The sequence below is a fragment of the Rhizobium sp. FG96 genome (genome assembly GCF_057808655.1).
On sequence record NZ_JBMDIL010000015.1, the window covers coordinates 42,500 to 57,242 of the forward strand.

Annotated in this window: 12 protein-coding genes; 7 read left to right on the forward strand and 5 right to left on the reverse strand. The window is 63.2% G+C overall.

Annotated elements, in window-relative coordinates:
* The first annotated feature begins 12 nt into the window (after positions 1–12).
* From glgC to ACODR6_RS25585, 5 genes are all read left to right on the forward strand, one after another.
* Positions 13–1,275 carry a glucose-1-phosphate adenylyltransferase gene (glgC, locus tag ACODR6_RS25565; protein WP_130282166.1) on the forward strand — a complete coding sequence of 421 codons (1,263 nt, stop codon included), beginning with the start codon at positions 13–15 and terminating at the stop codon, positions 1,273–1,275.
* A gap of 3 nt (positions 1,276–1,278) precedes the next feature.
* Positions 1,279–2,721 carry a glycogen synthase GlgA gene (gene glgA, locus ACODR6_RS25570; protein WP_489025118.1) on the forward strand — a complete coding sequence of 481 codons (1,443 nt, stop codon included), beginning with the start codon at positions 1,279–1,281 and terminating at the stop codon, positions 2,719–2,721.
* 6 nt (positions 2,722–2,727) lie between these two features.
* On the forward strand, positions 2,728–4,359 hold the full coding sequence (locus ACODR6_RS25575) for an alpha-D-glucose phosphate-specific phosphoglucomutase (RefSeq protein ID WP_413710288.1): 1,632 nt from the start codon (positions 2,728–2,730) through the stop codon (positions 4,357–4,359).
* 10 nt (positions 4,360–4,369) lie between these two features.
* The gene (glgX, locus tag ACODR6_RS25580; RefSeq protein ID WP_489025119.1) at positions 4,370–6,340 is read left to right on the forward strand and encodes a glycogen debranching protein GlgX; all 1,971 of its coding nucleotides are present in this window, start codon (positions 4,370–4,372) and stop codon (positions 6,338–6,340) included.
* 90 nt (positions 6,341–6,430) lie between these two features.
* A complete protein-coding gene (locus ACODR6_RS25585) occupies positions 6,431–6,916 on the forward strand; it encodes a MaoC family dehydratase (RefSeq protein WP_112719715.1) in 486 nt (161 codons plus the stop codon).
* A 37-nt stretch (positions 6,917–6,953) separates the two neighbouring features.
* Here ACODR6_RS25585 and soxG read toward each other — a convergent pair whose 3' ends face one another.
* Genes soxG through ACODR6_RS25610 form a run of 5 tightly spaced genes read right to left on the reverse strand, consistent with a single transcriptional unit; the run spans position 6,954 to position 12,490 of the window.
* Positions 6,954–7,502 (reverse strand): sarcosine oxidase subunit gamma family protein, encoded by a 549-nt coding sequence (soxG, locus tag ACODR6_RS25590; RefSeq protein ID WP_489025120.1) that lies wholly within the window; start codon positions 7,500–7,502, stop codon positions 6,954–6,956.
* Positions 7,495–10,488: a sarcosine oxidase subunit alpha gene (locus ACODR6_RS25595; protein ID WP_489025121.1), complete on the reverse strand. Its 2,994-nt coding sequence runs from the start codon at positions 10,486–10,488 to the stop codon at positions 7,495–7,497. Before ACODR6_RS25595 ends, soxG begins: the two co-directional genes overlap by 8 nt.
* On the reverse strand, positions 10,485–10,823 hold the full coding sequence (locus tag ACODR6_RS25600; protein ID WP_489025122.1) for a sarcosine oxidase subunit delta: 339 nt from the start codon (positions 10,821–10,823) through the stop codon (positions 10,485–10,487). Before ACODR6_RS25600 ends, ACODR6_RS25595 begins: the two co-directional genes overlap by 4 nt.
* Positions 10,824–10,835: 12 nt before the next feature.
* Positions 10,836–11,237, reverse strand: coding sequence for a hypothetical protein (locus ACODR6_RS25605; RefSeq protein ID WP_489025123.1), 402 nt, complete (start codon positions 11,235–11,237; stop codon positions 10,836–10,838).
* Positions 11,237–12,490, reverse strand: coding sequence for a sarcosine oxidase subunit beta family protein (locus ACODR6_RS25610; RefSeq protein ID WP_489025124.1), 1,254 nt, complete (start codon positions 12,488–12,490; stop codon positions 11,237–11,239). The genes ACODR6_RS25605 and ACODR6_RS25610 overlap by 1 nt, the downstream gene beginning before the upstream one ends.
* A gap of 181 nt (positions 12,491–12,671) precedes the next feature.
* Between ACODR6_RS25610 and ACODR6_RS25615 the strand changes: the two genes are divergently transcribed.
* Positions 12,672–13,355: a response regulator transcription factor gene (locus ACODR6_RS25615; protein ID WP_112719721.1), complete on the forward strand. Its 684-nt coding sequence runs from the start codon at positions 12,672–12,674 to the stop codon at positions 13,353–13,355.
* Positions 13,352–14,704 (forward strand): sensor histidine kinase, encoded by a 1,353-nt coding sequence (locus ACODR6_RS25620; RefSeq protein ID WP_489025126.1) that lies wholly within the window; start codon positions 13,352–13,354, stop codon positions 14,702–14,704. The genes ACODR6_RS25615 and ACODR6_RS25620 overlap by 4 nt, the downstream gene beginning before the upstream one ends.
* The last annotated feature ends 39 nt before the right edge of the window (positions 14,705–14,743 follow it).

The following is a 14,743-nucleotide window of genomic DNA, read 5'->3' on the forward strand; positions in this document are numbered from 1 at the left end:
GAGGAGTAGACTATGGTAGAGAAGCGCATTCAGCCACTTGCCCGCGATGCAATGGCTTACGTTCTGGCCGGTGGTAGGGGAAGCCGCCTGAAGGAACTCACCGACCGCCGAGCCAAGCCCGCGGTCTATTTCGGCGGCAAGGCGCGCATCATCGACTTCGCGCTGTCCAACGCGCTGAATTCCGGTATCCGCCGCATCGGCGTTGCCACCCAGTACAAGGCGCACTCGCTGATCCGCCACATGCAGCGCGGCTGGAACTTCTTCCGCCCGGAACGTAACGAAAGCTTCGACATCCTGCCGGCCTCCCAGCGCGTTTCCGAAACGCAGTGGTATGAAGGCACCGCCGACGCGGTCTATCAGAACATCGACATCATCCAGGACTATGGCGTCGAGTATATGGTCATCCTGGCCGGCGACCACGTCTACAAGATGGACTACGAATACATGCTGCAGCAGCATGTCGATTCCGGCGCCGACGTCACTATCGGCTGCCTGGAAGTGCCGCGCATGGAAGCGACCGGCTTCGGCGTCGTCCATGTCGACGAGACCGACCGGATCATCGACTTCGTCGAGAAGCCCGCCGATCCGCCATCGATCCCCGGCAAGCCGGAAAGCTCCTTCGCTTCGATGGGCATTTATGTCTTCCACACGAAGTTCCTGATCGATGCCTTGCGGCGTGATGCCGCCGATCCGAATTCCAGCAAGGACTTCGGCAAGGACATCATCCCCTATATCGTCAAGAACGGTAAGGCCGTCGCCCACCGCTTCGCCCAGTCCTGCGTCCGTTCCGATTTCGAGAACGAGCCCTACTGGCGTGACGTCGGCACGATCGAAGCCTACTGGCAGGCCAATATCGACCTGACGGCGATCGTTCCCGATCTCGATATCTACGACAAGTCCTGGCCGATCTGGACCTATGCCGAGATCACCCCTCCGGCGAAATTCGTCCACGACGACGAGAACCGCCGCGGCTCGGCAACGTCCTCGGTCGTCGCCGGCGATTGCATCATTTCCGGCGCCAGCCTCAACAAGAGCCTTCTCTTCACCGGCGTTCGCGCTAATTCCTATTCGAAACTGGAAGGCGCGGTCGTTCTGCCGAGTGTCAAGATCGGCCGCCGCGCCCAGCTGAAGAACGTCGTGATCGATCATGGTGTCGTCATTCCGGAAGGCCTCATCGTCGGTGAGGATCCCATATTGGATGCCAAGCGCTTCCGGCGCACGGAGAGCGGCATTTGCCTGATTACGCAGCCCATGATCGATAAGCTGGATCTTTAACATATGAAAGTTCTTTCGGTTTCGTCCGAAGTCTTCCCTTTGATCAAAACAGGGGGGCTCGCCGATGTGGCGGGCGCCCTGCCCATCGCTCTCAAGCGGTTCGGTATCGAGACGAAGACCCTCATGCCCGGCTATCCCGCCGTCATGCGGGCCATTCGCAATCCGGTCGCCCGCCTTCAGTTCGATGATCTCCTGGGAGAGCCTGCGACGGTTCTGGAAGTGCAGCACGAGGGTCTCGATATCCTCGTGCTCGATGCCCCCGCCTATTACGATCGCCCGGGCGGTCCCTATCTTGACCAGACCGGCAAGGACTATCCCGACAACTGGCGCCGCTTCGCCGCCCTGTCTCTGGCAGGCGCCGAGATCGCCGCGGGCCTGATGCCCGACTGGCGTCCTGATCTCGTCCACGCCCATGACTGGCAGGCGGCACTCACCCCCGTCTACATGCGCTACTACCCGACGCCGGAACTGCCGAGCGTTCTCACCGTCCACAACATCGCCTTCCAGGGCCAGTTCGGCGCCGAGATCTTCCCCGGTCTTCGCCTGCCGCCGCATGCCTTCTCCACGGAGAGCATCGAATATTACGGCCATATCGGCTATCTCAAGGGCGGCCTGCAGACTTCCTGGGCGATCACGACGGTCAGCCCTTCCTATGCGGACGAAATCCTGACGCCGGAATTCGGCATGGGTCTTGAGGGCGTCATCGCCAGCCGCCGCGACGCGCTGCACGGCATCGTCAACGGTATCGACGCCGATATCTGGAACCCGGCGACCGACCCCGTCGTCCACACCCATTACGGCCCGGCGACGCTGAAGAACCGCGCCGAGAATCGCAAGTCGATCTCCGAATTCTTCCGCCTGCACGACGACGACGCACCGATCTTCTGCATCATCAGCCGCCTCACCTGGCAGAAGGGCATGGACCTGATCGCCGCGACGGCCGATCAGATTGTCGCGCTCGGCGGCAAGCTCGCCATTCTCGGCTCCGGCGATCCGGCGCTCGAAGGCTCGCTGCTCGCCGCTGCCGCGCGTCACCCCGGCCGCATCGGCATCTCGATCGGCTATAATGAGCCGATGTCCCACCTGATGCAGGCAGGCTGCGACGCGATCATCATCCCGTCGCGATTCGAGCCTTGCGGCCTGACGCAGCTCTACGGCCTGCGCTACGGCTGCCTGCCGATCGTCGCCCGCACCGGTGGCCTCAACGACACGGTAATCGATGCTAACCATGCCGCGCTTGCGGCTAAAGTTGCGACAGGAATACAGTTTTCTCCCGTCACGGCTGAGGGTATGCTACAGGCCATCCGCCGCGCGATGACGCTCTATGCGGATCAAAAAGTCTGGACCCAACTGCAAAAGCAGGGCATGAAATCGGATGTCTCGTGGGAGAAGAGCGCCGAACGCTACGCTGCCCTGTATTCAAGCCTCGCCCCGAAAGGCAAGTGACAGAAAATGAACAAGTCCGTATCCACCACGCCCTACCAGGATCAGAAACCCGGCACCTCGGGTCTCCGCAAGAAGGTCCCGGTCTTCCAGCAGCCGAACTATGCTGAGAACTTCATCCAGTCGATCTTTGATTCGCTGGAAGGCTACCAGGGCAAGAGCCTCGTCATCGGTGGTGACGGACGCTACTACAACCGCGAAGTCATCCAGAAGGCGATCAAGCTCGCCGCCGCAAACGGCTTCGGCAAGGTCATCGTCGGCAAGGGCGGCATTCTCTCGACGCCCGCCGCTTCCCACATCATCCGCAAGTACAAGGCGTTCGGCGGCATCATCCTGTCTGCCAGCCACAATCCCGGCGGCCCCACCGAAGATTTCGGCATCAAATACAATGTCAGCAATGGCGGCCCGGCCCCTGAAAAGATCACCGACGCGATCTATGCGCGCACCAAGGTGATCGACAGCTACAAGATCGCAGACTTCTCCGACGTCAATATCGACCGCATCGGCAAGGAAGAGCTGCCGGGCGGCATGATCCTCTCGGTCATCGACTCGGTCGAAGACTATGCCGCGATGATGGAAGAGCTGTTCGATTTCGGCGCCATCCGCAACCTGATCAGCCTCGGCTTCCGCATCGCCTTCGATGCGATGAGCGCCGTCACCGGCCCCTATGCCAAGGAAATCTTCGAAAACCGTCTCGGCGCGCCGCTCGGCTCCGTCCGCAATTTCATGCCGCTGCCCGATTTCGGCGGCCACCATCCCGACCCGAACCCGGTTCACTGCAAAGAGCTCTACGACGAGATGATGGGCGACGACGCCCCTGATTTCGGCGCAGCCTCCGACGGCGACGGCGACCGCAACCTGATCGTCGGCCGCGGCATCTTCGTCACCCCGTCCGATAGCCTTGCGATCCTTGCTGCCAACGCCAACCTGGCGCCCGGCTATTCCGGCGGCCTCGCCGGCATCGCCCGCTCCATGCCGACCTCGGGCGCCGCCGACCGCGTCGCCGAAAAGCGCGGCATCGGCATCTACGAAACGCCGACCGGCTGGAAGTTCTTCGGCAACCTGCTCGACGCCGGCATGGCGACGATCTGCGGTGAGGAAAGTGCCGGCACCGGTTCGAACCACGTCCGTGAAAAGGACGGCCTCTGGGCCGTGCTGCTGTGGCTGAACATCCTCGCCGTGCGCGGCGAGAGCGTTCAGGACGTCGTCACCCAGCATTGGCAGACCTACGGCCGCAACTACTATTCGCGCCACGACTACGAAGGCGTCGATACCGATGCCGCAAACGGCCTGATCGACAATCTGCGCGCCCAGCTTCCGACGCTGCCGGGCAAGACCATCGGCAGCCTGACGGTCGAGAAGGCGGACGATTTTGCCTATCACGATCCGGTCGACAAGTCGGTCAGCGAGCACCAGGGCATCCGCATCCTCTTCAAGGGCGGCTCGCGCGTCGTCTTCCGTCTTTCCGGCACTGGCACGTCTGGCGCAACCCTGCGCGTCTATATCGAGCGTTACGAGCCGGATTCGAGCCGGCACAATATCGAAACGCAGGAGGCGCTGGCCGACCTGATCGCCGCCGCGGAGGCCATCGCCGACATCCGCAAGCGCACGGGCCGGGACGCACCTTCCGTCATCACCTGACCGGGGGCACATGCGGGCAGACAACAGGGCACAAGGCGGCGCCGTTCTTTTCGAAACCGGCGTCGAGTTCACAGTCTGGTCGCACCACGCCGCAGAGATCCAGCTCTGCCTTTTCGACAAGAGCGGCAACAAGGAAGTCGCGCGCCTGCCCATGGCGCGCGAGGACGGCCATTTCCATCGCCTCTTCGTCGACAACCTGAAGGAAGGCGCTCGCTACGGCCTGCGCGCCGATGGGATCTATTCGCCTGACAACGGCCTCTGGTTCGACCCGTCGAAACTCCTCGTCGACCCCTATGCCAAGGAGCTGGACCGGCCGTTCAAGCACGATCCGCGCCTGGGCATCTTGGGCGAAGACACCCAGGACCTGATGCCGAAAGCGATCGTCACCCGCGATCAGAAGGCAAAGCCCGGCAAGCCGCTCTTCCGCCCCGGTGGCTTCATCTACGAAGTGGCCGTCAAACCCTTCACGATCCTGCATCCCGATGTACCCGAAAAGCTGCGGGGCACTGTGGCGGCGCTGGCCCATCCCTCGATCATCGCGCACCTGAAGCGGATCGGCGTCGATGCGGTCGAGCTGATGCCGATCACCGCCTGGATCGACGAGCGCCATCTGCCGCCGCTCAATCTCACAAATGGCTGGGGCTACAACCCCGTCGCCTTCATGGCGCTCGATCCACGCCTCTGCCCCGGTGGTATGGCCGAGCTCAGGGATACGGTCGCCAAGCTGCATGCCGAAGGCATCGCCGTCATCCTCGACCTCGTCTTCAACCATACCGGCGAGAGCGACCGCTACGGCACGACGCTGTCGCTGCGCGGTCTGGACAACCTCTCCTTCTACCACCACCTGCCCGGCCGCAACGGCGAACTCGTCAACGACACCGGAACCGGCAACACCGTCGCCTGCGACCATCCCTATGTCCGCCAGCTGATCATCGACAGCCTCCGCCATTTCGCACTCGGCGCCGGAATCGATGGCTTCCGCTTCGATCTGGCGCCGGTCCTCGGCCGGACCGCCAACGGCTTCGAAGGCCGCGGCCAGACGCTGACCGCGCTCCTCGCCGACGAGGTCCTTGCCGACCGCGTCATGATCGCCGAACCCTGGGATATCGGCCCCGGCGGCTACCAGCTCGGCAACTTCCCCGCGCCCTTCCTGGAATGGAACGACCGCGTCCGCGACGACATCCGCTGCTACTGGCGCGGCGACGACTGGAAGACCGGGCCGCTCGCAACGGCGCTCGCCGGCTCCTCCGACATTTTCGGCCGCGATGGCCGGCAGGCGACCCGCAGCGTCAATTTCCTCGCCGCCCATGACGGCTTCACGCTGAAAGACCTCGTCTCCTATAACGGCAAGCACAACGAGGCGAATGGCGAGGCCAACCGCGACGGCCACAACGAAAACCATTCGTGGAACAACGGCGTCGAGGGCGAGACCAAATATCCCGACATCAACGCCAGACGCCGCGCCGACCTGATGGCGCTGATCGCAACGCTCTTCGCCAGCCGCGGCAGCATCATGCTGACGGCAGGCGACGAAGGCGGCCGCACCCAGCGCGGCAACAACAATGCCTATTGCCAGGACAACGAGATCACCTGGGTCGACTGGAAGGCGCTGGACGACGAGCTGATCGCCCACACGGCCTTCGTCTCCGGTCTCAGAAAGCGCTTCTCCGTCTTCTCCGAAAGCAACTTCTTCACCGGCAACGGCGATGTCGCCTGGCTCTCTCCGTCCGGTCAGCCGATGACGACGGGCGAATGGGAAACACCGAACCTTGCCTCCTTCGGCATGATACTCGCGACCCGGGACGGAACCGCGCGCAAGATCGTCCGGCTCGCCATCGTCTTCAACCGGTCGAACGATCCGCTTCCCTTCACACTACCGGCCGGATCCGGATGGCGCGAGCTCAGCCGCTCGGGTAGCAAAAAAGTGGCGGCGGCAGTAACCCTTCCCGCCCGCAGCGCTATGTTCTATCTGGAAAATTAGGCTTCCCGGCCATCCCCGGCGAATCCTTGTCGCAAACGTCATAAAGGCGCGATAAGGCTTCACGCCTGCGGCCGTTTTGACGAGGACTGAATGGGTAAGGAAATAGCACTCGCCGACGTGATGGGTCTCGTCGGCACCGAGACCGGCGTGTCCGACTGGATCACGGTAGACCAGACGATGATCGACGCCTTCGCCGGCGCCACCAACGATCATCAGTTCATCCATACAGATCCCGAACGTGCCGCCGCCGAAAGCCCCTATGGCGGAACGATCGCCCACGGCTTCCTGACGCTTTCGCTGCTCTCGGCGATGAATTTCGACGCCCTGCCGAAGATCCGCGAACAGACGATGGGCATCAACTACGGCTTCGACAAGATCCGCTTCATGTCCCCGGTCAAATGCGGCGCCCGCATCCGCGCCCGCTTCACCCTCGCCGACGCCCGCCTGCGCGGCGCAGCGATGATGATGACGACCTACGAAGTGACGGTGGAAATCGAAAACGAGAAAAAGCCGGCGCTGACGGCGACGTGGATTACCATCGCACAGTTTGATCCGAAGGACCGGCCGGAGGTCTAAGAAGGAGCCGCCGGATCACTCCGGCGGCAATAGCAATTTAATGCGCCGCGTCTTCCGCGCCGTCGGCGAGCAGGCCGAAGACGAAGTCGGCGAAGGAGCGCCAGCACTCGACGCGGAACGTATCGTCCTCGGTGCGGAGGATGACGATCTCGGCCTTGCCGAAGATGGTGCGCGAGCAGGCGCCGACAGGGAAAGCGGCAAGCGACAGGTCCTGCGGGCAGCCGGAGGCGAGAGCCAGTTCGGCGCCCGGGCCAGAGACGATGATGCCGACATTGCGATGCGAGACGTCGGTTGCCGAATGCAAGACGCCGGCACCGGCAAGCGCGCCCATCAGGTCGCCGCCATTCTCGTCGATTACGAGCCATTCGTCCGGCCCGATCCAGAGAACCGAGCGACCACTGGCACGGCCGGAGGTCTTCGGTGCGTTCGGGATGGTGACGCCGAGCGCCGAAGACAGGGCCGAAAGCGAAGCCTGCGGCGCACGCAGCGCAACGCGGGTGGCGTTTGCCGCGGGTGTCAGGCGCACGGCCCATGAGCCGCCCTGACGGCCGGCGAGAACGGATCTGCGGGTTGCGGTCTCAGCCATTGATCCGGCCTCCTTCCTTGTCAAAGAACACCATGTCAGTCACCTCGACGGCGATCGTCTTGTCCGGCATCGGGATATAGAGCGTCTCGCCCATGCGCGCGCGGCCACCGGCGACAAGCGCGAAGGCGATCGACCGGCCGCAATTTTCCGACCAGTAGGATGAGGTCACGTGGCCGAGCATCGTCATCGGCTTCGGCTCGTTCGGATTGGCGACGACCTGCGCGCCTTCTTCCAGAACGACCTTCGGATCCTTGGTGACGAGACCGACCAGCTGCTTGCGGCCTTCCTTCGTCAGGTCGATGCGCTTCAGGCCGCGGATACCGACGAAATCGGTCTTCTTCTTGGACACAGCCCAGGAGAGACCGGCATCGTCAGGTGTCACCGTGCCATCGGTGTCCTGACCGACGATGATGTAGCCCTTTTCGGCGCGCAGCACGTGCATCGTCTCGGTACCGTAGGCGCAGGCGCCGAGCGGCTCGGCATTGGCCCAGACAGCTTCGAGAACGGCCTGGCCGTAATCGGCAGGCACGTTGATTTCGAAACCGGCTTCACCGGTGAACGAGACGCGGAACAAACGGGCCGGAACACCCATGACCTTGCACTCGGCAACGCTCATGTGCGGGAAGGCTTCGTTGGAAATATCGACGCCTTCAACGAGCGGAGCGATGATCTCGCGCGCCTTCGGACCCTGAACCGCGATAACCGCCCATTGTTCGGTGACCGAGGTCAGCCAGACGTTCAAATTCGGGAACTCAGTCTGCAGGTAGTCTTCCATGTGGTTGAGAACGCGCGGCGCACCGCCGGTCGTCGTCGTCACGTGGAAGCGATCCTCGCTGAGGCGGCCGACGACGCCGTCGTCGTAAACGAAGCCGTCTTCACGGGTCATGATGCCGTAGCGGCACTTGCCGGGCTTCAGTGTGTCCCAGGCGTTGGTGTACATCAGGTTCATGAACTGGGCCGCATCGGGACCGACCACCTCGATCTTGCCGAGGGTCGAAGCGTCGAAGACACCAGCGACGTCACGCGCCGTCTTGCACTCCCGCGCAACGGCCTGATGCATGGTTTCGCCCGCACGCGGATAGAACCAGGCACGCTTCCAGTTGCCGACGTCCTCGAACACCGCGCCATGGGCCTCTTCCCACTGGTGGAGCGGCGTCTTGCGCGTAGGATCGAACAGCTCGCCGCGCGAATGCGCAATCAGCGTGCCGTAGGTAACCGGAGTGTACGGTGCGCGGAAGGTCGTGAGACCCACCTGCGGAATGTCCTTGCCGAGCATTTCGGCGGCGATCGCCAGGCCGTGCATGTTCGACAGCTTGCCCTGGTCGGAGGCCATGCCGTTTGTCGTGAAGCGCTTGATGTGCTCGATCGAATGCATGCCTTCGCGAACCGCGAGGCGGATATCCTTGGCGCAAACATCGTGCTGGAAGTCGATGAAGGCCTTGGCGCTGGTCTCCGGACCCGCACCTTCGGCAGCGCCGATCATGCCGCCCGTCCACTGGAAGGCTTGCTCGGCCGACATGCTGATCTTGCCGCTCGCCTGCTTCCCCGAAGCCTGTGCCATCAGTTCACCGGCAGCCAGCGATTCCTCGATCGTCTGCTGCAGATCGTCCGTACCGTTGCAGGCGCCGACGGAGAGGCACTCCTGGGCATAGGTGCCGGGCAGGAAACGCTCGGTTTCCGGCTCGAACTTCACCTTGCCGCGCGACTGCGAGAACAGGTGCACCGAAGGCGTCCAGCCGGCCGAAACCAGCAGCGCATCGATAGCAATCTTGCGCGGTGAACCGCCGCCATTGCGCACGACGCTCATCGAGGAGACGCGCAGCTTGCCTGCCGTGTCGATGACGGCATGGCCGGTCAGCACTTCGATGCCGAGCGAACGTGCCTCGGCAAGCACAGCGGCACCTGGCTGCGGGCGGCAATCGACGATCGCGGCGATCGCCACACCGGCGCGCTTCAGATCGAAGGCCGCTTCATATGCCGAGTCATGCGCCGTATAGACGCCAACCTTGGCGCCGACGGCGACGCCGTACTGGTTGAGATACATGCGGGCGGCGGAGGCCAGCATGATGCCCGGACGGTCGTTGTTGGCGAACACCATGTGGCGCTCGATCGAGCCGTTGGCGAGGATGACGCGCTTGGCACGCACCTGCCACAGACGCTCGCGCGGCAGGTCCCGGCCGGGCTTGGCCATATGGTCGGTCACGCGCTCGGCAAGCGCGATGAAATTGTGGTTGTAGTAGCCGAAGGCAGTCGTGCGCGTCAGCACCTGGACATTGTCCATCGCGCGCAACTTGGCGGCCGTCTGCTGCGCCCAGGTGTAACCGTCGACGCCGTCGATCTTCACGCCGCTGTCGTAGCGCAGCGCACCGCCGACATCGGCCTGCTCGTCGCAGATGATGACGCTGGCACCGGCTTCCGCAGCCGCAAGAGCCGCCGAAAGACCGGCAACGCCGGCACCGGCAACCAGCACGTCGCAATGCGCATAGCGGCTGGCATAGTGATCGGGATCGGCTTCGGTTGGCGCAACGCCGAGACCGGCCGCACGGCGGATCATCGGCTCATAGATGTGCTTCCACGCAGCCTTCGGCCACATGAAAGTCTTGTAGTAGAATCCGGCAGCGAAGAAAGGCGACATCAGATTGTTGACGCCGCCGATGTCGAAGGCGAGCGACGGGAAGCGGTTCTGCGACTTGACGATCATGCCGTCGAAGACTTCCTGAACCGTGGCGCGCACGTTCGGCTGTTTGCGGGCGCTGTCGCGGGCAACGTCGATCAGCGCATTCGGCTCTTCCGCACCGGCCGACAGGATGCCGCGCGGACGGTGATACTTGAACGAGCGGCCGACGAGGTGAATGCCATTGGCAATCAGCGCCGAGGCGACGGTATCGCCTTCGAGCGCGGTATAGCTCTTGCCGTCGAAAGTGAAACGAGCGGTCTTGGCAGGTGTCAGGCGGCCCTTGCCGGCAATACGGTTTGCGCCGCTCATTTCGCGTCTCCCTCGGTCGCTTGGGTTTCGACGGGGGCGTGCGGGATGGTGGCCGAGCCAATATCCGGCTTCGGCTCGCCTGCCTTGTACGTCTTGATGAATTTGTCGCTGATCGTGTCGCGCGCCGCATTGAAGAAGCGGCCGCAGCCATGCATGTGGCGCCAGCGCTCGAAGATCAGGCCCTTCGGGTTGTCGCGCAGGAAGAAATATTCCTCGAAAGCCTCATCGGAGATCGAGGCGATATCGGTAGGGCGGGCGATATGCGCATCGCCGGCGCCGCGGAATTCGAGCTCGGAGCGCTCTTCCTGACAATATGGGCAGTAGATCAGTAGCATTTGATACCCGTCTTAGAGTTCCGATCCGGACACGATGGTTCCGGGAGGTTGATTGCAAAGCCGCCTGCCAAGCGCGACATAGGGGCCGATCCGTTTGAGCAGCTGCTCGAAATTGTCATAGGGCTTCAGCACATCCGTCATTCCGACATTTGCGAAAGCCATTCCGTATAAGTCCGTATCGATCACGTAGGCCCGGTCTTTGGAACCACCCTCCGACGGCAGGAAATAGACCGCCGGCTGGTGGAAAACGAAGGCGCAGGCAAGCATTCCGCTATCAGCAACAAAGGGCCAATCCTTCTCGCCCCCTGCCCTCTCGATCTTCTGAAGCCGGAAGTCCTGGGCTTCCGGCACGACATTGCCAGCGGGCACCGCCCCCATGACAAGTCCTGCCGAAAGGAGGACCTCCGCAATCATCAATGCGCAACGGCGGCAGCCGCTGCCTCGTCGATCAGGCGGCCGGTGCGGAAGCGGTCCAGTGTCAGCCCGGCATTGAACTTGTGCGGCTCATCGCGGGCGATGAGATGCGCAAACAGGTTCGCAGACCCCGGTGTCGCCTTGAAGCCGCCGGTGCCCCAGCCGCAGTTGACATAAAGACCCGGAACCGGCGTCTTCGACTGGATCGCCGAACGATCCGGCGTATTGTCGACGATACCGCCCCACTGGCGCATCATCTTGACGCGGCGGAACATCGGGAAAAGCTCGCAGATCGCGTCGAGCGTATGCGTGATGATCTGCAGGCCGCCGGTCTGCGAGTAGGAATTATACTGGTCCGTACCGGCACCGATGACGAGCTCGCCCTTGTCCGACTGCGAAATGTAGGCGTGCACCGTGTTCGACATGACAACGCAGGGGAAGATCGGCTTCAGCGGCTCGGAAACCAGCGCCTGAAGCGGGCTCGACTGCAGCGGCACGCGGACATCGGCCATGTTCATGACGACGGTCGAGTGACCGGCAGCGGAAACGCCGATCTTCTTCGCGCCGATATAACCGCGATTGGTCTCGACACCGGTAACGCGCCCGTCCGGGCCGCGGCGGATGCCGGTGACTTCACAATTCTGGATGATGTGAACGCCGCGATCGGAGGCAGCGCGGGCATAGCCCCAGGCAACCGCATCGTGACGCGCCGTGCCACCGCGGCGCTGCAGGGCGGCGCCATTGATCGGATAACGCGCCGTCGCCGAGATATCGACCGGCGGGCAATAGGCCTTGGCCTGCTCCGGCGTCAGCCACTCATTGTCGATGCCGTAGAGGCGGTTCGCATGGATGTGGCGCTTGAAGGACTGCTGGTCGTGCACATTGTGCGAGAGCATCATCACGCCGCGCGGCGAGTACATGACATTGTAGTTGAGGTCCTGGGAGAGGTTCTCCCAGAGCTTCATCGAATGCTCGTAGATGTGCATGCTCTCTTCATAGAGATAGTTCGAGCGGATGATGGTCGTGTTGCGGCCGGTGTTGCCACCGCCGAGCCAGCCCTTCTCGAGCACCGCGACATTGGTGATGCCGTGCTCCTTGGCGAGGTAATAGGCAGCGCCCAGACCATGGCCGCCGCCGCCGACGATGATGACGTCATATTCCGCGCGCGGTTCCGGAGAGGTCCACTGCTTCTCCCAGCCCTTGTGGGCTCGGAGGGCTTCTCTCGCAACGGCAAAGACCGAGTATTTCCGCATCCGCCATCATCTCCTTCAGGGACAGGCATTCTTCTTCGTGGCAATACAAATCGCAAATCCAAATGCGGCACAACGTTTCTTTTGCGACGTGGACGGGCTTTTGTTTGACATGCGCGAAATCGCTGACCGCGCGTCATGTTCACGCAATGTTGGGCAGGCAAGCCGCTGCAGGGAGATTACCATGCGGTTGCTGCTAGCCGAAGACGAAGCCGAGCTTGCTGCCGTTTTGTCGGCGGCGCTGCAGAGCCACGACCTCGTCGTCGATCATGTCGCGACACTGGCCGATGCTGCCGAAGCACTGAAATCCAACCGCTACGATGCCTTGCTGCTCGATCGCAGCCTGCCGGATGGAGACGGCCTGTCACTGCTCGGCCAGGGCCGCAGCGCCACCCTCAACGCCAGCACGCCGGCAATCATGCTAACGGCCCGCGGCGATCTCGCCGACCGGATCGAAGGGCTGGACAAGGGCGCCGACGACTATCTCGCCAAACCGTTTGCGACCGCCGAACTGATGGCACGGTTGCGCGCCGTGCTTCGCCGGCCGGGTACGTTGGAAACCGCACCGCTGAAGCTCGGCGCGCTGACATTCGATATCCTCAACCGCGAGGCCAGTGTCCGCGGCATTCCGCTCGTTCTGCCACGCCGGGAACTCCTGGTGCTGGAAGCGCTGATGCGCCGTGCCGGTCGGACCGTCGAGCGCTCGGTGCTGGAAAATGCCGTCTACGGCATCGACGACGAGATCCAGTCGAACGCGCTCGATACGCATGTCTCCCGCCTTCGCCGCCGGCTGGAGGCCGCCGAAGCCGGTGTTGATATCCACACGATCCGCGGTGTCGGTCACCTTCTCAGGCAGACGCATCCATGAACCGCCGTTTCCCATCGCTGAAATGGCGGCTGATCCGGCGCCTCGTCGCACTACAGGCCCTGACCATCCTGTCGCTGGCAACGGCCTTTGTTCTCGGCCTCTGGAGCATGGGCTTCGTCGGTATCATTGCGCCGGATGAAGACGCCATCGCCAATGTCGCTTCGTCGATCGGATGGTCCGAGAAGGGCGAGCTCACGATCCGGAGCACGGCGGAGCTGGAGAAGGAGCGGACGGCGCCCGGCTTCTGGTTCATCGCCCGCAACGCTGCGGGAAGCACCGTTTCCGAAGGCGCAGTTCCTGATGAGTTCAGGACGATCGCCGCCATGGGCGCCGGCATTGCGGAAGCGCGTTTCAATGGAGACGAACGGAAAGCCGATTCCATTGCTGCCAGAATGCAGGTCCTCGACACCCCTCACGGTCCGCTGACGGTGATCCTGGGACGCCAGGGCATCCTGCCGCCCGGTCGGCTGCTGCTGACACTGACCGCCCTGGCCTCAAGCGCGGTCTTTCCCGCGATCCTGCTGACCGGATTGATCACCATGGCCGTGACGCTGCTTGTGATGCGTGGCATCCCGCGCGATCTGGAAACCCTGGCAGCCGCTGCCGGGCGGATTACCGCGGAGCAGCGCGATTACCGCCTGCCGCTCGACGCAGTTCCAGCGGAGATCGCGCCGCTGGTCACCGCCATGAACGAGACCCTGACGCGTCTGGAACAGGCCTATACGCGGCAGAAGCGCTTCATGCTCTCCGCCGCCCATGAGCTGCGCACGCCGATCGCCATTCTGCAGACGCGGATCGAAACGATGGAGCGGAGCGCCGCCACCGAAAAGCTCCTCGAAGACCTCGCCCGGCTCGCGACCCTCACCGAGCAGCTGCTCGACCTGCAAAGGCTGAACAGCGAACCGGCGCAGCTGAAACCGGTCGATCTTGCCGCGCTCGCCAGACGCCAGGTGGCGGACCTCGCGCCGCTGATCGTCGCAGCCGGATACGAAGCGGACTTCGACATCCGGTCGCAGCCGCAGACGATCATGGCCGATCCATCCTCTATCGAGCGCGCCATCGCCAACCTTGTGCAGAATGCCATCCGCCATGGCGGGCGGCGCGGCATGATCAGCATCCGCGTCTCGGCACCGGCGGAAATCTCGGTAACGGACGATGGCCCGGGTATCGCGCCTGCCGATCGCGAGCGGATTTTCGAGCCCTTCCAACGGCTGTCAGCCGATCGCGCCGGCATCGGTCTCGGCCTGCATCTCGTCCGCGAGATCGTGGAATTCCACGGTGGCGAAGTGCGCGCCGGGGAAGCGCCCGGTGGCGGCGCGCGTTTCACCATGAGTTTTCCGGTGGTCTGAGGCCGCACGCAATGTCCACATCACGTGAGCTCTCCAAGA